The sequence below is a fragment of the Halalkaliarchaeum sp. AArc-CO genome, from assembly GCF_024972735.1.
Lineage (GTDB): Archaea > Halobacteriota > Halobacteria > Halobacteriales > Haloferacaceae > Halalkaliarchaeum.
The window spans coordinates 78,977-97,384 of sequence record NZ_CP087722.1; the positions used below are offsets into that span (position 1 = coordinate 78,977).

The 18,408-nt window shown below is 57.6% G+C and carries 15 protein-coding genes and 3 pseudogenes; 12 read left to right on the forward strand and 6 right to left on the reverse strand.

The window, feature by feature from the left end:
- The first annotated feature begins 250 nt into the window (after positions 1 to 250).
- Genes AArcCO_RS00270 through AArcCO_RS00280 form a run of 3 tightly spaced genes read left to right on the forward strand, consistent with a single transcriptional unit; the run spans position 251 to position 2,159 of the window.
- Positions 251 to 1,195, forward strand: a complete 945-nt coding sequence (locus tag AArcCO_RS00270; protein ID WP_259532904.1) for a hypothetical protein — start codon at positions 251 to 253, stop codon at positions 1,193 to 1,195.
- 2 nt (positions 1,196 to 1,197) lie between these two features.
- A complete protein-coding gene (locus AArcCO_RS00275) occupies positions 1,198 to 1,518 on the forward strand; it encodes a DUF8156 family protein (protein WP_259532905.1) in 321 nt (106 codons plus the stop codon).
- On the forward strand, positions 1,515 to 2,159 hold the full coding sequence (locus AArcCO_RS00280; RefSeq protein WP_259532906.1) for a ribonuclease H-like domain-containing protein: 645 nt from the start codon (positions 1,515 to 1,517) through the stop codon (positions 2,157 to 2,159). The genes AArcCO_RS00275 and AArcCO_RS00280 overlap by 4 nt, the downstream gene beginning before the upstream one ends.
- A 50-nt stretch (positions 2,160 to 2,209) precedes the next feature.
- On the opposite strand, the gene AArcCO_RS00285 is transcribed toward AArcCO_RS00280, so the two are convergent.
- From AArcCO_RS00285 to AArcCO_RS00295, 3 genes and pseudogenes are all read right to left on the reverse strand, one after another.
- Complete coding sequence (locus AArcCO_RS00285) at positions 2,210 to 2,554, reverse strand: toxin-antitoxin system TumE family protein (protein ID WP_259532913.1); 345 nt, start codon at positions 2,552 to 2,554, stop codon at positions 2,210 to 2,212.
- An 89-nt stretch (positions 2,555 to 2,643) separates the two neighbouring features.
- A complete protein-coding gene (locus tag AArcCO_RS00290) occupies positions 2,644 to 3,162 on the reverse strand; it encodes a DUF7342 family protein (protein WP_259532907.1) in 519 nt (172 codons plus the stop codon).
- Positions 3,163 to 3,264: 102 nt separating this feature from the next.
- A pseudogene (locus AArcCO_RS00295) lies at positions 3,265 to 3,432 on the reverse strand (transcriptional regulator); the annotation flags it as partial.
- Positions 3,433 to 3,639: 207 nt separating this feature from the next.
- Between AArcCO_RS00295 and AArcCO_RS00300 the strand changes: the two are divergent.
- From AArcCO_RS00300 to AArcCO_RS00320, 5 genes and pseudogenes are all read left to right on the forward strand, one after another.
- A complete protein-coding gene (locus AArcCO_RS00300) occupies positions 3,640 to 4,056 on the forward strand; it encodes an HVO_A0114 family putative DNA-binding protein (protein ID WP_004048545.1) in 417 nt (138 codons plus the stop codon).
- Positions 4,057 to 4,073: 17 nt separating this feature from the next.
- On the forward strand, positions 4,074 to 4,460 hold the full coding sequence (locus tag AArcCO_RS00305) for a hypothetical protein (RefSeq protein WP_259532908.1): 387 nt from the start codon (positions 4,074 to 4,076) through the stop codon (positions 4,458 to 4,460).
- Positions 4,461 to 4,834: 374 nt separating this feature from the next.
- Positions 4,835 to 6,176, forward strand: a pseudogene (locus AArcCO_RS00310) (transposase).
- 238 nt (positions 6,177 to 6,414) lie between these two features.
- Positions 6,415 to 8,580 carry a type B DNA-directed DNA polymerase gene (locus tag AArcCO_RS00315; protein ID WP_259532788.1) on the forward strand — a complete coding sequence of 722 codons (2,166 nt, stop codon included), beginning with the start codon at positions 6,415 to 6,417 and terminating at the stop codon, positions 8,578 to 8,580.
- Between the two features lie 1,186 nt (positions 8,581 to 9,766).
- Positions 9,767 to 11,044 (forward strand): Cdc6/Cdc18 family protein, encoded by a 1,278-nt coding sequence (locus AArcCO_RS00320; RefSeq protein WP_121571058.1) that lies wholly within the window; start codon positions 9,767 to 9,769, stop codon positions 11,042 to 11,044.
- A 362-nt stretch (positions 11,045 to 11,406) separates the two neighbouring features.
- Here AArcCO_RS00320 and AArcCO_RS00325 read toward each other — a convergent pair whose 3' ends face one another.
- A complete protein-coding gene (locus tag AArcCO_RS00325) occupies positions 11,407 to 11,730 on the reverse strand; it encodes a DUF6788 family protein (RefSeq protein WP_138246838.1) in 324 nt (107 codons plus the stop codon).
- Between the two features lie 204 nt (positions 11,731 to 11,934).
- A pseudogene (locus tag AArcCO_RS00330) lies at positions 11,935 to 12,195 on the reverse strand (RNA polymerase subunit sigma-70); the annotation flags it as partial.
- A 239-nt stretch (positions 12,196 to 12,434) separates the two neighbouring features.
- Here AArcCO_RS00330 and AArcCO_RS00335 point away from each other — a divergent pair.
- Complete coding sequence (locus tag AArcCO_RS00335; protein WP_259532790.1) at positions 12,435 to 13,937, forward strand: ArsR family transcriptional regulator; 1,503 nt, start codon at positions 12,435 to 12,437, stop codon at positions 13,935 to 13,937.
- Positions 13,938 to 14,396: 459 nt separating this feature from the next.
- Here AArcCO_RS00335 and AArcCO_RS00340 read toward each other — a convergent pair whose 3' ends face one another.
- The gene (locus AArcCO_RS00340) at positions 14,397 to 15,113 is read right to left on the reverse strand and encodes a hypothetical protein (RefSeq protein ID WP_259532791.1); all 717 of its coding nucleotides are present in this window, start codon (positions 15,111 to 15,113) and stop codon (positions 14,397 to 14,399) included.
- 476 nt (positions 15,114 to 15,589) lie between these two features.
- Between AArcCO_RS00340 and AArcCO_RS00345 the strand changes: the two genes are divergently transcribed.
- The 3 genes from AArcCO_RS00345 to AArcCO_RS00355 are packed head-to-tail and all read left to right on the forward strand — an operon-like array spanning position 15,590 to position 18,406.
- Entirely contained in the window at positions 15,590 to 15,997 is a 408-nt protein-coding gene (locus AArcCO_RS00345) for a DUF7985 family protein (protein WP_259532914.1), read from the forward strand.
- A gap of 28 nt (positions 15,998 to 16,025) precedes the next feature.
- Entirely contained in the window at positions 16,026 to 17,762 is a 1,737-nt protein-coding gene (locus AArcCO_RS00350; protein ID WP_259532792.1) for a DUF8186 domain-containing protein, read from the forward strand.
- The gene (locus tag AArcCO_RS00355) at positions 17,759 to 18,406 is read left to right on the forward strand and encodes a TrbL/VirB6 family protein (protein ID WP_259532793.1); all 648 of its coding nucleotides are present in this window, start codon (positions 17,759 to 17,761) and stop codon (positions 18,404 to 18,406) included. The genes AArcCO_RS00350 and AArcCO_RS00355 overlap by 4 nt, the downstream gene beginning before the upstream one ends.
- The last annotated feature ends 2 nt before the right edge of the window (positions 18,407 to 18,408 follow it).

Below are 18,408 nucleotides of genomic sequence, written 5' to 3' on the forward strand. Positions count from 1 at the left end.
GTTGAGCATTAACATTCCGAGCAGTCAGGCTCGAGACTGCAGCTGGGTAGGTTTAACCAACACACCGCCGTCAATACGGCCGAGTGTTGGTTAACACGAAGTACGATCGATTCAGGAACTATTCTCGGAAACAGGATCCAAACGGAGACTACTCGGGACTGTACCGGGATTGGAGGGGATCACATCGAGTTTCCTGAAACGCGGAAGCGACACGCTGCGGCTTATCGGGAACGTAGACAACTAATCGAGTATGGGAGAACACTCAACGTCGAACCGATTGGCGGTGGACCAGCCGACACGGGGCGCTGACCGCAATCGGTCCCTTGCTGACCAGGCCGATCCGACTACGGACGAGATGTTGTTGCCGTCACTCGGCGACGGCATCACGCTGCTCGACGTCGAAGGAGGCCGCGGCGTCCCGATCCTGCAGTCGCTCGTACTCGACCATCTCCTCCTGCACGACGGGCCCGCCTTCTGGGTCGACGCAAATGGTCACGCGACGACGACGACACTCGCCCAGATCGCGCCCAGTCAACGGTTGCTCAACCGAATTCACGTCGCCCGCGGATTCACCGCCTACCAGCACTACGGCGCCGTCTGTGATCTCCCGTCAGCGGTGAACAAAGTAATCCAGACGTCCACCGCCAACGCCCGGGCAGCCGGTCGAGGGGCGCCAGGTCGCGACGAGGACACGTCGCCCCACACGCCCGCCCTCATCGTCGCGCCGGCCGTCGACGCCCAGTACCGCGCCGACGATACCCTCGGCGAAACCCACGCGGGAACCCTTCAGGCTCGAACTCTCGCTCGGTTGGCAACCTACGCCGAGGGGTACGACATCCCGGTGCTCGTTACGCGAAACGAACGAAACGAATTCACCGAGTCAGTCGCGACGGTCGCCGACCACCACCTGGAGTGCGAGCAGACTCGGATGGGGCCACGGGTCGTCGGCAAAGACTTCGAGACGCTCGTCTATCCCGTCGACGACGGCGCGTACTACCAGACGACGTTCGCGTACTGGCGGCAGCTGCTCGCGGCACGCGCCACGCAGGTCGGCGTGGAACCGACAACGTCGACGCCGTCGACGCCGACTCCGGAGGGTGTCGGGACAGGCGTCACAGCTGACGGTGAGACGGTGGCGGCCACTACGGACCCCTTGCTCGATGCGTGGACCGCGACCGGGACAGGAGGCCGATAGCGATGGGGCGCACAAACCCGACGTACCGGGATGCGCTCCGGGCCATCGAAGAGCGCTGGGCAGAGTTCCGCCGGGCACTGCGGCGTCGCGACCAGCCACGATTTGACCAGCTGTTCGAGTACGCCCGCGACCACGCCGACGCGAGCGGGCTGTTGAACCACCAGAACCCGCTGCTCCCGGCGCTGCTCAGCATCGATCTCGAACAGGAGGCCCGCCTCGACGACCACGAGGAACGCCTCGAGGAACTTGAGCAACGGCTTTCTGAAACTGTGGTCGAACAGCAGCAATCGTCCACCGAAGGTAGCACTGGAGGTGGCGAATGACGGAGTTGACGACGATTGCCTTCGATATCGAAACGACGGGATTTCAGTCCGATGATGAGCTCACAGTAGTTGGGTTCGACTCGGTGGTCTCGTCGCGAGTGTTTCTCTATACCCGAACGGCACCAGAAGCAGGCCTCACAAATCGGCTTAATGACGCCCTCCAGACACCAGTACAGCTCTCACTTCACGACAGCGAACAGGATCTCCTGAACGGACTAGCGACGTTCGTCACGTCGACACTCACCCAACGTGATGCAAAGCTCGTTGCGTACAACGGGGAACGGTGGAACGGAGGGTTCGACCTCCCGTTTCTTCGCACACGGCTCTGTACGCACGGGCTCGAGTGGCCGTTTGGCACGTTGCCATACGTCGACGTGATGGACGTCTTCGAGACACGTTTCAATACGAGTGAAGATACGCTGAGTGGCGTCTACGAGGAACTGATCGGCGCCGGATTGAACGAGCTTGATCCATTCACCGACAGTAGCGAGGCAGTCACTGCATGGAAGGAGGGCGCCTATGAGCCGCTCATCACTCACAATATCGCCGATATCCGACGGACTCGAGCGTTGATGGAGCTTGCAGAACGGTATTGCTCAAAGTCAGATTTCTCTATGAAGTCGCTGGAGCCTATCGCATAGAATATCGCGCGTTTCAAGCAGGATTAGCGGCAGTAAGGCCGTTATGTGTCCTACTGCCGTTCCCATAGAGTTTCGATTCGCTCTTCGACGTAATCAAGGGCGAGGCGGCAGACGCCACGATGGTCTTGTGGCCACTGTGCGTCCTCTGCGTCGGTACGACTTGCGTCCGGCGGCGGATGGAAATGATCTCGTTCGTTGTGACTGCTGGGGTGGCGGTCCCAGCGACACTTCCACACGCTCTCTTGACGCTCTTCTTGATAGTGAACGGTGAAATCGTCGTTGCGATACCATCGAATCTCAAACCGAGCAGACGCATCACCTGGGTAGTAATCACCGGCGAGCTCAATACAGAGATACAGCTTCCCCTCCTCGACAAGGTCTACTACTTCAAACATGCGACGGCCAGCGAATCGAGACTGCATCCGCTCTAACACCGCACGGTCCAGTGGCGCTGGACTTGCGCCGTCATCGGCCGGTACCATTGTCAGCCGTGGGAGGGCGCTGTGGAGCTGGTCGCCTTCTGGCGGGCGCGCTCGTGGAACCGGCGCTCCTCGATTGCGGTCGCCCAGTCCCCAAGGTCCGCATACACGTCGTCAACGCGTTCGGCGTCGAATTTGAGAACATCGACGTCACCGGGTGAGTCAGCGTCGTACTCCGCGCGGTATGCTTCGATTTGGTCGGTGAGGTCCGAGACCCGGGCCTGTAGTTCTTCGACGGTGTGTACGTTCGCCAACTCATTCACTCGGCGCCACTCGAAGTAGTCGTCATTGCGCTCGTATCGAGCTGGACGACCATCGTGGTGGATAACGATGCCGAGGTCAGCGTAGAAGGACAGATGCGTCCGTGCGGACTCTTCGGAGCAGTCTGCACGCTTGGCGATCTCGGCGGCCGTCATTGGCTCTCGCGCATGGAGGACGGCGCCGTACACGCGCTGTTTCGTGTCTTCGCCTTCGAATGGCCGGTCGAATGGGGGTGGGCCGTCGCGACGAGCGTCGTTTGACATACTTCGACCAACGGGCTAAGACCACATATTTCTTCCTCTGCCCAAAATATATTCACTAACTTCTCATAATATCAGGTCGACAACCCTACCCAGCTTACTCACTCAGGCATGACCGCTATCGCCGATTGAGCGATGACCGGTGCCGACGAATTGCTCGGCATTGCCGATCGAGGGGGCGGCGTTCGCGAGCGCGAGGTCCCGACGGAGTGTCTTCCACTCACGAATCGTCTCTGAGTCGATCTCGTCTTCTGGAGGCCCAGATCAGGAGAGCGTATCGACGGATCCTCGCTGGTCTTATGATGTCGGGCGTCTTCCCAACACATAAGAGATAGCCCAAGAGCCGGTCTTCCAGTACACACACGTCAAGCTGGTCCCGTCGACTTCTGGGCGAGCGCAGACGAGTACTGGGAGGCCGTCGGCGGCGATCCGCCGCGGCCGTACTGACCGTCCACCACCCGCCACCACTACACTCCAAAAATGACCACGCTCCACATCACCGTTGGCGACCGAGAACAGGTCCGTGAGGACGCACTCCAGTTCGTCCACGCCGCCGAGACGGACACGCTCGACGACCAAGACGGGGCGGCGACACTCCAGTTCGGAACCTACGACGATCTCGTTGACAGCCTCACCCCGCTCCGTCTCGAGCTCATTCAGGCGATCGCCGAACACGCACCCGAAAGTATGCGGGAGGCCGCGCGCCTCGTCGACCGTGATGTGTCCGATGTCCATTCGGATCTGAAGCACTTGGAAACGCTGGGTATTCTTGAACTGAAAGAAGGTGGCCCCGGCGGGGCAATGCAACCCATCGTCCCGTTCGACCGGATCGAGATGCACATCGACTACCCGCTCATCAACGATATCGATGGGGATGAAGCATCGGTGAGCGCATAGCCCCAGCACGCAGAGCAATGTCCGAAGAGAAAACCCGGGTCGAGTTCGACGCCCCGAAGTCTCTCGTCGAACGCATCGATACCGTCGCTGAGGTTCTCGATATCCCACGAACCCGGCTTCTCATCGACGCTCTAGAGAACAAACTCGACGAACTCGCAACCGAGGAAACGGTCCGCCGGCGATTGAGCAACGCCTACTACGACGGCCGCACCGACTACGATACCGTCGAAACGATTCTCGGTCGTGAGGAAGCGATGCGGTTGAAACTCCTCCGAGCGTCGATTGACCAGACCTCCGCCATACCCGAACTCAAGGACGATCTCCCAAGCGATGATACCTTCTACGACGGCGAGGTTGCTGAATGGAACGCCTCGGGTTCGTCTGAATCATCTGATAGCGTCTAACGACAGGGACTCGCGGTATGTGGCCAGACGTCACTGTTACGTCTTAACCAACATTCGGTGCGGATCTCCGAATTCGTTGGTTAATATCGGGTCACTGATTCCGGAAATCGTTCCGGAAGCCCCACGACGACGAACAATAAGCCAGAACATAGCGTTGAGTACGCTTTTTGAACTAATTTGCTGAAACTCAGAAGCGACATGCCGTCGCCTCTCGGAACTAAGCTCCGAAGAGGGTAGACGGGAATCGGGGCGGATCTGCTGAGATACCGCCGTATTCCTTCCGGTCAGAAGTCTCCAACGTAGCGACTCCAGTTTTACTTTCACTCTGGCTGGACAGTGTTTACCTTGCGCCGGAACAGATCAATAGGTGGTAGATGAAGCGCACCAACAGATTCGCCGTGCGACCGCTCTCCGAGACCGGAGAGCAACTGTTACGGGATCTGTTGGACGCTTCTGCCGCCCTCTGGAACGAAGTTAACTACCAACGCCCTTATGCGGTACAACGACGAGGACGGCTTCGAAGGCGGCATATGGGACGCCGATACCGGCCGACTCGAAGGTCGATACAAAGGCGTGCTCGGGGCGTCTACAGCTCAACAGGTGATACGCAAGAGCAGCGAAGCGTGGCGCAGTTTCTTACATCTGAAAGACCAGTACCACGACGAGTCGGACACGTCGGTTACGGAACACCCCAACCCGCCGGGATTCCGTGGCAACGAGGACAACGGACGCCAACTCAGAACCGTCATTCGTAACGACGCATACACGACTGAGTGGGGCGATCGGTCTCGGCTTGAGATACTGGTCGGCAGCGAGCTGAAGGGCCGATACGATCACACCGGCCGCCTCCGACTTGAAATCGCTGGCAATCCGAGTTGGCCCGACTACGAAAAACAGGGCCGGTTGGAGCTATGGTACGACGAGACTGAAAGCACCTTCCGAGCTTCCCAACCCGTGACTGTTTCTGATAGTGCACGGGCAACTCCACTGGCCGATGAAACGGCCGCTCTGGACATCGGTGCGAACAATCTCGTCGCCTGTACCACCACGACCGGCGAGCAGTACCTGTACGAAGGCCGCGAATTGTTCCAGCGGTTCCGTGAGACGACACGAGAGATTGCCCGGTTGCAATCCAAGCTCCCGGAAGGCCAGTACAGTAGTGAGCGTATCCGACGACTGTACCGGAAACGCACCCGCCGCCGCGACCACGCCCAAGAAGCACTGTGTCGTGACCTGCTGGATCGACTGTACGCCGAGGGCGTGGATACGGTGTATATCGGCGGGTTGACCGACGTGCTGGACACACACTGGTCAGTCGAAACCAACGCCAAGACCCACAACTTCTGGGCGTTCAATAAGTTCACAGAGCGATTAGCGTGTACCGCAGCGGAATACGGGATTTCGGTCAAGGTTCGATCAGAAGCGTGGACGAGTCAGGAATGTCCACGGTGTGGATCGACTGACCGAACGTCGCGGCAGCAAGACACACTCACCTGTCCGTGTGGATTCCAGGGGCACGCCGACCTAACCGCGTCAGAGACGTTCCTCGAGCGGCACACAAAACAGACGGTCAGGCCGATGGCACGGCCCGTGCGGTTCCAGTGGGACGACCACACCTGGTCGGAGTCACCACGCTCTCACGAAAGTCCCAACGAACAGCGCACAGACCCGAGTACCGTTCACCACGGGAATATTGCCCTCAGGGAATCGGCATAGCCGAAAACTCCACAGAGGAAACCGCGCCCTAAAAGGCGCGGAGGATGTCAAACTCCACGCTTCTACGTCTTCCCTCACCCGCAGAGGCCGACCTCGACCCTACGATCCTCCAGTCGGTGTACGACCAGCATCCGTCGCCGCCGTGACCGAGATGGTTGCGAGAGAAACCATCGTTCCCTGAAATCCGGAAGTGACACGCCATCGATTATCCGGAACCCTACTGTTGGTTCTGTAGGGAATGCCGTTCACAATTGACTTCCTAAGCGACGGGCGCGTCATAGAGTGGGAGGCAACCGCCGACGGTGCCGTCGCAGCCGAGCGCGATGACTACACACCGCGATTCTACGTCGCCGCTCGCGACCCTGATGCCGACCTCGACCTCACGACACTCCAGTCGGTGTACGACCAGCACCCGGATGTCGTCGCGACCGAACTGGTTGCGCGACGCCCCGGCTTTCGACGAGACGAGGAGGCCGTTCTCGCGGTCGACGTCGCCCACATCGACCGCGTCACCCCCCTCGCCCGGCAGGCACGCCAGTTGTCGGACTATCCAGTCGGGGATCTCGCCTGTTTCAACGTCGACTTCTCGCGAGAGTTCCGGTACTGTCTGGAGACCGGCGCCGATCCGACGCCGGCGAGCGAGCTGTCGACGCTCCGGCTCGGTGTTCCGGTGACCGAAACGAGCGACGACGTCTATGGGGAGTTGTCTGTCGCCGGCGATACTGTTACCGGCTCGCCGACGGATATCCTGACCGCCGTCCAGGGGGCGCTCGACGCACACGATCCGGACGTCCTGGTCTGCTCAACCAGCGAGATCGTCCCGACCCTGTACGAGATGGCGACGGACGCCGGCGTCGACGACTTCTCGCTGAGTCGGTGGCCGGACGTCGACTACCAGCAGCTCGCGAGCCGGTCGACGTACTCGAGCTACGGTCGCGTCGGCCACTCGCCGGCACGGTACAACGTGCCCGGCCGGGCGATCATCGACGAATCGAACACGTTCTTCTACGGGGAGACGAACCTCAAGGGCGTCCTCGACCTCGTGTCGCGCTCAAAGAAGCCCGTCCAGGAACTTGCGTGGGCGTCGATCGGGAACGTGCTGACGGCGATCCAGATTTGCGAGGCCCACGACCGCGGTGTCCTCGTGCCATGGAACTCCTGGCGCCACGAGTTCTACAAGCCGATGGGGACGCTCCACGACGCCGACCGTGGCGGGTTCATCTTCGCGCCCGAGGTCGGCCTCCACGAGAACGTCCACGAACTCGACTTCTCCTCGTTGTATCCGAACATCATCTGTACCCGGAACGTCTCGCCGGACGTCATCCGGTGTGACTGCCACCGCGACCGTGACGACGTCCCCGGCCTCGGGTACTCGATCTGCGATAAGCGCGGCTACCTCGTTGACGTACTCCAACCGATCATCGACGCTCGCGACGAGATCAAGGCGGCCATCCGTCACGAGAAGGAACGGGACAACCCCGACGAGGACCGGCTAGCGGAACTCGAGGGACGGTCGGGTGCGCTGAAGTGGATCCTCGTCGCCTGCTTCGGCTATCAAGGGTTCAGCAACGCGAAGTTCGGCCGCATCGAGTGCCACGAAGCAATCAACGCGTTCGCTCGCGAGATTCTGCTGACGGCGAAACAGCGGCTGGAAGCTGGCGGCTGGCGCGTCGTCCACGGCATCGTCGACTCCATCTGGGTGACGCCGGACCCCGACGTCGACGACGATGACCGAGAGGACCTCGGGACGCTGGCGACGGAGATCACGGAACGCGTCGAGATTCGGCTCGAACACGAGGCCCACTACGACTGGGTGGCGTTCGTCCCGCAGCGCGAGAGCGACGCTGGTGCGTTGACGAAATACTTCGGGAAGGTCGCCGGCGACGACGAGTTCAAGATACGTGGTATCGAAGCTCGGCAGCGCTCGACCCCATCGTTCATCGAGGACGTCCAGCGGGATTGTCTCGAACGGCTCGACGCGACTCGATCCCCGGATGCCGTACTTGACTGTCTTCAGGACGCGATCAAGCGTCTTCACGCTGGAACGGTGCCGGTCGAGCAGCTCGTCGAACGGAATCGCGTCTCCAAACCACTCGAAGGCTATACGCAGAACACACAGAACGTGGCGGCGCTGAAGCGGGCTCGAGAGCAGGACCTCGCTGTCCATCCAGGACAGGATATCGAGTACATAGTTGTCGACGACGAGAAGAGCTCGCGAGAGCGGGTCGCGTTGGCTCACGAGGAGATCGAGTCGTACGACGCGTCGTACTACGAGACGCAACTCGTCAGAGCTGTCGAGAGTGTGCTGGCACCGCTCGGCTGGGATCGGACGGAGATTCAACACGAGATCGCGGAAACTCGGGAAACGGACTTGGCCGCCTTCACCGAGATTGAGAGAGGTTAACCAACACTATCGAGGTATCGGGGAGAGTTGTTGGTTAATACTGAGTGGAGACACGGAAGGGACTTGGAGAGAATACTTCGCCCACACACCCCTCGTCCAGAGTGAAAACCGACCAGAGGTGTGGGGTGAGGTCCACGGGAAACAGGGGTTCTCGTGAGAGAAGATCAGCAAGAATCACGGAAAGACTGCCTGAGACGGGAGAACACGGAGGAAATGGAACAGCGAAAACGAGCAGCGGTTCGAAACCACCCGGACGAATGCCGCCTTCGTCCTCTCTCCTATGTTGAATGCACTTGGAGAGTGGTAAGAAGCAGGTAGTAATAAAACTTCTAGGTAATACTATGAAGATTGGTATGTTTAGAGGATCTTCGACTGTGTGACGACTGCTGTTCGAGGGATACACGTCTCACATCTTGTGATTTCGGTACTTCCCAGCCGACTTGTCGTGTGGTTTCCGCCGGGTTAACCGAGGGACTCTCGTAGCGTTTCACTCTGGGCGAGGGGTGTGGGGGTTCGATTCCGTCGTCCGTGTATTATGAGACGTTGAAGGAACAATCGCCATTCTGACTATTCGCCAACCATCGAAGCGGCATCAAAGCCGAAATCGGGATTGGTATCTCCCGATCTTCCTCGTCAATCGGAATCAAGACACCCGATCCCGACAGTTCCGATTGTACCCTGCTTTGCTTCGGCTGGAGATCTGCCCTGCGTCTTCACTCTTGATTGGGGGTGCCGACGAACGCTCGTCACCATCACTTGAGGCTCACACTCCACTCCAGCTCGTCACACCGGCGCTTTCACTCTGGACGAGGAGTGTCTGCCGTGCGTCAGACGTCCAGGGCCGATGTGTCCTCTCATAGATATGATTGATTACCCGGTTCGGGAGATACACTCTGGACGGGGGGTGTCGTCTCAACCAAGTACGCTGCTCCCGGATCGAGGGCTATTCACTCTTGACCAGGGGTGTGTCAAACCCGCTCCAGTCTGGCGTTTTCACTCTGGATTGGGGGTGCCGGTCTGCGTCGGTAACTCTCGCTCGGAATCCGATTTCACTCGGGACCGACTCGACTCTTTGTGAGGATGATACGCCAGCGACAAAACATCAGATGACGACCATAGCCCGATTTACACTCTGGTCGAGGTAGCCAAATCATTAAGTAGGTCCCATCCGCGATGTCTGATATTGATGGCTGAGGAACCGTCCCAACTCTCTGACTTCGACGGCCGCTACGAGGATCCCGCTGACGATCCTCTCTTTGACTTTGATGAAGACGATCCCGACCGAGCCAACATTTTCGCTCGAAAGGAACTGCTGAAGGTTGGCCACGTCCCTGAAAGCGGCCGTATCGTTGGCCGGGATGGCGAGATCAAGGCCGTTGCTGCTGAACTCAGGCCGATCGTTCGTGGCGATCCGCCCAACAACGTGATTATTTACGGCAAAACGGGTACTGGGAAGTCACTCGTTGCTCGTCACGTCACCGAACGAGCACGGCGAGCCGCGGAGTCGAACGGTGTGTCTGTGGGCACGGTCTACGTCGACTGCGCGCAGCACAACACACAGACACGCGTCGCGAGGACGGTAACTCGTTCACTCAACGAGACGGACGAGACTGACTTCGATATTCCACGCGCAGGGATTGGCAGCGGTGAATACTACGACTATCTCTGGGAGATTTTGGATACTGCCTACGAGTCAGTAATCATCATTCTCGACGAGGTGGACCGACTCGATGACGATGATATTCTTATGCAGCTCTCGCGGGCTCGCGAATCGGGGAAAGCGGATTGCCACCTGGGCGTCATCGCAGTCAGCAACAAGATCGAGTATCGCGACCAGCTGAACGAACGCGTCAAGTCCAGTCTTCGCGAGGAGGAGTTCGTCTTCCAACCCTACGACGCGAATCAACTGCGCGAGATTATGAAGCACCGACGGGACGCGTTCCACGATGGCGTTCTCTCCGATGATGTGATTCCGCTGACGGCAGCACTAGCCGCTCAAGAACACGGTGACGCCAGAAAGGCAATCGAAATTCTTCGTCACGCCGGCGAACTGGCCGAACGAGAAAACGTCGATACAGTCGTCGAGGAACACGTTCGCGATGCCCAGGAGTGGGCTGAAATCGATCGGTTCGAGGAGCTGCTACGCGGGTCCACGACCCAGGTCAAGTTCATCCTCTATTCGCTCGCGCTGCTCACCGAAGAGAATCCGAACGAGGATGGATTCTCTACCAACCGGATTTACGAACGGTATCAAGCGACGACAGAGAAGGCCGATGCGAAGACTCTCAGCGAGCACCGTGTCTACGAGCTGTTGAAAGAGCAGGCGTTTCTCGGAGTCGTTGAATCAACTCGGACCGGTGGTGGCCGGGGTGAAGGCAGTTATCTTGAGCATCGGCTGGTTCAGGACACCGGCATCGTGTTGAAATCGGTTCTCCGGGACAGCCGGTTGGAAGACTTGGCCTAGCTCCTGTCTCGGTCGCTGACCACACCCCTGATCACGAGTGTATCTCTCGATACGTCGGAAACGTGGGGTGGGTGACCCGAGGTCGTCTTCTACTTCCACTAATCGACTTTGGCCGGGTGAGGAAACGACGGAAACGTGGGGGGTGTGATCCCCTCAACTGTGGCCGCATTCCTTCTATGGACCTCCAGTTACGACGGAAACGTGGGGTGGGTATCTTCTCTTCGCGTTTTACCTGTCTGGGCTGACCGGATCCATTCACACTGAGGGGTGTGGGGTGGGTTGAACCCATTCACATTCTGGGGGGTGTCCTCTGCTACGCTACTAATTTCGCTCGACACACCCCGGCCCCAGTTCACTACCGTCTATTCGTCGGGACTGACGGGGCCTTTATACTGGGAACGAACTTTTTCGCCTTCTCGCCACTGCCAGTAGTAGTAGCGGTTGTCGTTAATCTCCTTGATCGTGATCGTGGCCTTCGCCGGGACGTCGTCCGGAAGATCGTCGGGGCGTTCTTCAATCTCGTTTTCATCTGAGTCATCTTCGAGACGTGCCTCGCGAGCTTTGTGCTCAGCTAGCTCTTCAGCGTAGCGGGCAACGTGCTGGAGCTGCTCAGAAGAGGACTCGTTGAGCGTATTGACGAGGTCTGTCGGGAGTTCCGCCGGCGGCGTCGGTGGCTCGTAGGACATCAGCGGTCGCCTCGTGTTAACCAACAAAGTGCGTATCGGCATAGATTTGTTGGTTAATCAGATATCGTCCCTTCGCGGGCTGAAGAGTATGAATAGCAAACTATTCAAAAATAGCAACCCGGGAACGCTGTCGATGTCAAACCAACGGCAATCAATTAAACCTCACCGTGGAGGAGGTCGATAATTCAATTGCTGCTGTGAAACTCACGAGCATTCTCTTTCTGACTCACGGTAGGAAACGTCGAGATCGAGATCGTCGTACATGCGATCGAGCATAGCGAGTGCTGACTGAAACGTCGCATAATGCTTCCGCATGAACTCTATCGTCTCGCGCCGAGAGATGACTGGATATCCTTCGACGTGGTCGGGGTTGAGCACCGAACGCTCGTTGAGGACGACTTGGAGAGGACCTTCAAACGAGTCCTCCGGTTGTCGCTCAAATCCTGTCGGGATTCCAAATCGTTTGACGGTCCACCCTGAGCGTCAAGAGTCTGTATTCCACTCTCACCGATATAGTTATAAATACATCGGTAGAATTGGAATCTATGAGAGAAGCGGCGTTACGGGTTATCGACTGTTTGCGAGATCGGTCCTACTCGATTGGCGAGTTAGCCGATGCAATCGATAGAAGTCAGAGCTGGACATCGGAGGTCGTTGGCGACCTCGAAAACGACCATCTTGTGGACCGAACCGACGGAGTCCAATTGGCCACCACGTACGAAGCGTCACTGCTTGCCGAGCTCCTTGACCGCTACGCGCTCGAAAAAGTGCTGACAGGGACGAAAGAGGACATTTTGGGTGCGCTTATCGGCGGTCCGAAGACGATTTCGGAGTTACAAACGAAGGGCTTCGCCAAGTCCACGCTCTACAAGCATTTGAACGAGATCCAGGAGACCGGTGCGATCGCACACACGGACGACGGGTATGCTATCACCGATGACACGCTTCGGTCGTTCCTCGAAGCTAGAACCCGAACGACACCGTTCGAAACCGAATACCGCGCGAACGGCGACCGACTCGTCGCGACGAGCAAGGACAACGTCGATGGGACGCCGACTGCGTTCTCGGCGTTCACTCGCTACGGTGTTGACTATCACCCAGCGAAGACCTACGTCTATCAAGGTGATCGCTCGCTGGGACTTGAAGAGGTTCTGATCCATGCAGTGACCGTCGCTGAGAACAAGAAACAGATGGCGATGGCTGGCGTGTTCTATCTGACGCACCGCGCGACCCTCGACGCCAGCGACCTGTGGCGATTCGCAAACAGGTGGGAGTGCGTCGAGAAATGGGCAGATCTCTTTGCATACATCGACCAACGGGAGGTCCACCACGAGGAGCTCTTTCTCCCGTGGGAGGAATTCATCGATCTCGCGAACGACTATGGGGTCTATCCGCGCGGCCAACATCCGGAAGATAGCCTTCGACGGGGGCTCGAAGAGCTTGGCGACCACCTGGAGACGCCTGTCGACGTGTATCTTCTCGGAGGCGGAAACCTCATTCTGCGTGGGTTGAAAGATTCGACGAAAGACGTCGACATCGTCGTTGAGGACGGACAGACGTTCTTTGCAATCGCCGAATCGCTTCAGGACCTGGGATACGAGGAGCGTAGTGACTTGGAAGCGGCATACAACCAGCTTGATCCCAGTATTGTGCTGGAGAAGGAAGGGTTTCCGCGCTGGGATATATTCGTGGAGGCGGTCGCCGGCCAGCTCCAGTTGACGCCGGCGATGATCGAGCGGTGCGACCAATCATTCGAGTACGGCAATCTTCACGTACATCTGCTCTCGCTGACCGACATCTTCGTGTTCAAATCGATTACGGAACGCGAAGGCGATCTCGAAGATGCTGCACTGATCGCCAGACAAGCCGACCTCGACTGGGAGAGCATCTTCCAAGAGATCAAGACCCAGGAAGATCGCACTGGCCAATTCTTCTCGTTTGCTGTGCTCGATACGCTCGATGTCCTCGACGAGCGGCACAATATTGTTGCGCCAATCACGGACCGGCTCGTCTCGTACTGTCTTGAGAACGCGCTGCTCGTCTCGCTGGAGAGCCCGAAAACGATCGAAGACCTCCGAGAAGAGCTGGATTTCCCCGATCACCAGATCTACAACAAACTCCGGAAGCTCGAAGAGGAAGGACAGATTACCGTCAACCGCAGTGGTCGGCTCAATACGTACCAGCGAGTTGAATCAACTGACCGGTAACTCTGCACTACGAGTATACTCTATGGGCGAGTCGACGACAGATGGACCTGGAGGAGACCGTCGATTATCTCGCCGAAGAACTCGATTTGGAGCGGAGCGACTCCGTCCGTGACGTCGGTCAGTCCGTGGCTTATCTCCGGGGCTAACGATAGACTATCGCTCCTTCTCCTCTGAAGGGCTGTTCTCGTGTTGAATATATGGGTACGAAGAATTCGTTGTTGGAGCGCCCGTGGAGGAGGGTCTGTGGGCAGTCACCGATCGCGCAGCCGATCTCGAGCGGCTGCAAACCGAACTGGATCCGTATCGCCAGCGGCAGCCATGTCGTTTGCCGACTGGAGCTGAGAGTCAATAAGCCGATTCTGTTGGCGTGACCACTCCTTATCGTCGTGCGTCCGAACGTACTCAGCCCATCGCTTAATCATCTCACGCCGTTGCTCCGTGTTCCGGCGGTGGTCGTCCTCAAACTCCTGTGAGTTCAGCATAGTAGTCCTCAACTCCAAGCTTGTTGACGTACGTTTCGAGCTGCTCCGTGTTAAATCGTTCCTCGAAGGTCAAGTACAGGTGGAGTGCATCTTCGAAATCCTTCCCGCTGAGACTATCTGCAGCTTGCGCAAGTCGGAGGTTGTATGCAATTTGGAGTTCAAGCGGACTGATCTCGATCTGCCCCTCATCAAATATCACCGTGAGGGGGTTCGAGAGGGCCTCACGCTCTACGTCGTTTGAAACAAACCACGTCTCGAAGTTCGGGTACATCTCCCCTTCCTCAGCAATTCGGATTCGGCTGCCCTCGCTCAACATCGAATACATCTCATCAAGTGGCATTGCCATCCCCCAATATCCGTGATCTTTGAGTTCGGTAACTAACTGCTCAGTCTCTGTTTCGGATAATGACTCCAGAATGATGTCGATGTCCTCTGTCGACCGAGACCGCCCAGTGAGGATCGCGACGTACCCACTCATGATAACGTAGTCAAATTCGCAGGCGTCGAGAATCTGTGTGAACTTGAGCACGTCTTTATCACCGATAGCGAGGTGGTGGTGACGGATGGTGATCTCGGGAGGATCGTTGACGATCTGGATGCGATACTCACCGAGCCTCGGGAGACAGCGGCGGAACTGGCTGAACGGGCTCGACTTGTTTGACTTCCTTTCCGCGCTGTAGCGCGAGGAGGTCAACGGTTGTTCCGGATAGCCCTACCTGTCGTTGTGAGATTGTGTTTCTTCGGGGCCACTCCAGTCGTCGTCAACCTGCAGTAGTAATTCGCTCGCTGCTATCTGATGGTCTGCACTGATTGTCTCGATCAATTCCCAGGCTCGTTCTTCTCGGTCCGTCGTAGCTTTCGGTGAACCAGCCCACTGAGCAAGTGCCTCGACAACTATCGCCCAATCTTGAGCGTGCCAATCACTTGGATGTTCGACCATCACGATACCGGGTGCTTCTTTTTGGTATAAAAGTCACTGGCTGCGTACCACCTCCTGACTGGATTTCCATTAGCCGGATTATTGTTTTCTACTAAAAACTTTAGCTCATTAACTTATTTTCTATACTGAGATATACAAATTTAAATACCCATTGGAGAATCTTCATCTACACAGAGATGACGGGTCACTCCTCAAGTGACACTGATGATGGTAGCAACGAAGCCGACGGAATGCAGGAAATCGGGGACTCTTCCGACAGGGGGGATGAATCCGGTCAGACCCGCTGGTCGGGTGTCATTCACCTTGTCGTTGGTATCCTGTTCTTTTCCATTATTGCAGTCGAACCGGTACAGGCCGAATCAGCGGTCTGTGAGGCGGATCGACTGCCGGAGATGATCTCCGGATTTTTCCAGGTCACGACTGCTCTCGGGATTATGGGTCTCGTCGTGGTCTGGCAGGCGGATTCCCTCGCGGAGATGTTCACGTTGAATCCGGAACAGCGCGAGGCGATTAAGCGGCACAAACGAACGGCTCTCAAGTCGGCGATTATTCTACTTGTGCTCGGACCGCTGTACACGGTGGCTGGATCAATGATGAACCTCCCGCTAGCGGAGTGTGTGGATCTCGTCCCCTGGTAGATCGCTCACACCCGGTCAGCTATTTCGAATGACGCCAATAATCAAATTCACTACGGCAGCGTGTCTGCTGCTTGGCCTTACCACAGCAGGGGTTACTGCATCGGAATCCATTCACGTGGAACAACCCGCAGCGTCGGTAACCGACAACGAGACTGCGACGCTGTTCTCCAAGGAGCCAAACCACTGTGAGGAGGTGACAAGTGATTCTGCAGGAGACACGGACGAAAGCGAAGCGTTCGAGGAACTGACCAGCTGTACAGATGTCTCATTCAAAGAACCTCCATCAACGGCTGTGCGGTGGACTGCGACGGCCTTCGACGACTTGGAGCCAGGCGGAACGCGAACGTCTGTTGGCCCGCCCCATGCGTCCCGGGAGGATTCGTGGGCGATAAAGGACGCACACATCTCGGCGTTTGCAATTCACCCATCAACCCGTGCACACACTGGGCCAGATGAACGGCCGCTCTTCATCGCGCCGGAGGGTGAACTCAGAGCCCTCGTCGATTACCGGGTAGAAACACCAGACGGAGAAGACGAGGAAAACTTCACACAACGATGGTCTGTCTCGAGCCAGGAAGTTCGTGAAGTTCGTGTGTTGCGTGATGGTGAGACGGTGGCCACAGCACAAGGAAGTCAGACACCGGTCCTCGAGTATGCTACCAGTGGAAGTGGCCAAACGGAGGTGACACTCGAAGCGGACATCGAGGTCGAAATTCGAGAGTTCGTTATCATTCGAGGAGATGGCTGGGCGGATACCTATTCCTGGGATTACAGTGACGAGATCACTGTCTCTCAAACGATCACCGCTCACGTCTACGACCTCTCGGCGGAGCGGTATACTGCAACATATCCGGACGGAGACGTGGGGATTGGTGTTTATCAGGCACTGCCGTGGCATGGCTATACGCTTTCTGCTGATGGGAACGACATGGTCCGGGGCGTGTGGCGATATTATACCGCTCGGGACACTTCCTGGGATGAACTCGTTGAAGAGACTGAGGGCGGCAGTGATGTCGTCACATCGGATGCCCGACCAGTGTATGTGCATTCATTCCCGTCTCGAGTCGGTCCACGAGCGGAACCCGATCGCGACGGCCCGAGTATTCTCGATGTGTGGGGAATCGAGAGTGACTCTCCGGCAGCAACCATACACGAGAATGTCGATGTCGGCGTCGTCGATGATAGATATACACGGTCGTATGGAATGGTCATTCGAACTGACTCGATAGATCAAGATTCGCTCATCGTACAGGGAATCGTCCGTGGTGTTGATGCGCCGCTTTCTGAGGCCGCTCACATGGACGATCGAGAGATTCGTGAAAGCGACGTCGACGTCGTCATCGAGTCAGTGAATGATTCTGCAGCAACCTTGAGGGTCGAGGTAACTGACGCTACAACCGGCGATCCGATCGTTCTTGAAGACCCGATTGACGGCACCACGCGAATGACATCGATCGGACCGGACCCTCGAGATGGGTATCTAACGATCGCAGGCGAGCGTATCGAGACCAACCAGTCCGGGATGGCCACCGTGACTGTCAGCGAGCCTGGTCTCTATACGGCAGAGTATCATCCGGGGGCCTGGTACACACATGACCCAGCCTACGCAGGTGGGACGGCGAGCGTCCGCTGGCATCCGTTGACGACGGTTTCCGGATGGCTAACACTCCTGAGTCAGAGTATCTGGTGGGTGATTCCGTTCGCAGTGTCGTGGTACGCCGGAATTCGACTCACCACGTTTCTCCAGGTTGGTGGTCGTCGATGACTGGGATCTCGTTGGTCGACGTCGGGGTGCAGTGGTTCAAGGATGCACTGAACATCGTCATCGAGTGGTTCCACCAGGGAATCGCTGCAGGGTATGAGACGATAACCGAGTCGCTTTTCGACACGCCACTTCCGGAGACGGACGGCTCCTTCGCCTTCGGTACACCGACGAACGAACCGTGGACGGATTTGCATGATGCCCTGGTCGGGGGTGAAATCATGTTGCTGGGGTTGTTGATCCTCGTGATCTGCGTCCAGGGCCGGCATACGATCCGCATCTTCAACCTCGGTAGCACAGCCGAGGCGAGGAGAACCCGGCGGTCTGCGTGGACTGGAGCGTTCCTCATCGTGACCTGGTATTGGGTAGGTGTCTTGACCCTCTATCTCGTCGAGGCGTTCACGATCGCCTTCCTTCCGGATGCGTCTGTGGTCACTGGGGCGATGCTCGAGTTCCTGGCTGTGACTGTCGTGAATCCGGTTCTCTCCCTCATGCTCGCAGCATTCGGAGGCTTTGCCATGTGGGTTATCCAGGCGCTGTTTTTCCTGCGCGATATTCTCATCTACGTCTATTTCTATGCGATGCCGATCGGGGTCGCAGTTGCGTATGGTAGAGCGTGTCATAGAATAGTTCTCATGGCTCGCTGAAT

Coding starts and splice junctions, on each gene's coding strand:
- AArcCO_RS00270 (WP_259532904.1), top strand. CDS start 251: ATGGGAGAACACTCAACGTCGAACCGATTGGCGGTGGACCAGCCGACA.
- AArcCO_RS00275 (WP_259532905.1), top strand. CDS start 1,198: ATGGGGCGCACAAACCCGACGTACCGGGATGCGCTCCGGGCCATCGAA.
- AArcCO_RS00280 (WP_259532906.1), top strand. CDS start 1,515: ATGACGGAGTTGACGACGATTGCCTTCGATATCGAAACGACGGGATTT.
- AArcCO_RS00285 (WP_259532913.1), bottom strand. CDS start 2,554: ATGTTTGAAGTAGTAGACCTTGTCGAGGAGGGGAAGCTGTATCTCTGT.
- AArcCO_RS00290 (WP_259532907.1), bottom strand. CDS start 3,162: ATGTCAAACGACGCTCGTCGCGACGGCCCACCCCCATTCGACCGGCCA.
- AArcCO_RS00300 (WP_004048545.1), top strand. CDS start 3,640: ATGACCACGCTCCACATCACCGTTGGCGACCGAGAACAGGTCCGTGAG.
- AArcCO_RS00305 (WP_259532908.1), top strand. CDS start 4,074: ATGTCCGAAGAGAAAACCCGGGTCGAGTTCGACGCCCCGAAGTCTCTC.
- AArcCO_RS00315 (WP_259532788.1), top strand. CDS start 6,415: ATGCCGTTCACAATTGACTTCCTAAGCGACGGGCGCGTCATAGAGTGG.
- AArcCO_RS00320 (WP_121571058.1), top strand. CDS start 9,767: ATGGCTGAGGAACCGTCCCAACTCTCTGACTTCGACGGCCGCTACGAG.
- AArcCO_RS00325 (WP_138246838.1), bottom strand. CDS start 11,730: ATGTCCTACGAGCCACCGACGCCGCCGGCGGAACTCCCGACAGACCTC.
- AArcCO_RS00345 (WP_259532914.1), top strand. CDS start 15,590: ATGCAGGAAATCGGGGACTCTTCCGACAGGGGGGATGAATCCGGTCAG.
- AArcCO_RS00350 (WP_259532792.1), top strand. CDS start 16,026: ATGACGCCAATAATCAAATTCACTACGGCAGCGTGTCTGCTGCTTGGC.
- AArcCO_RS00355 (WP_259532793.1), top strand. CDS start 17,759: ATGACTGGGATCTCGTTGGTCGACGTCGGGGTGCAGTGGTTCAAGGAT.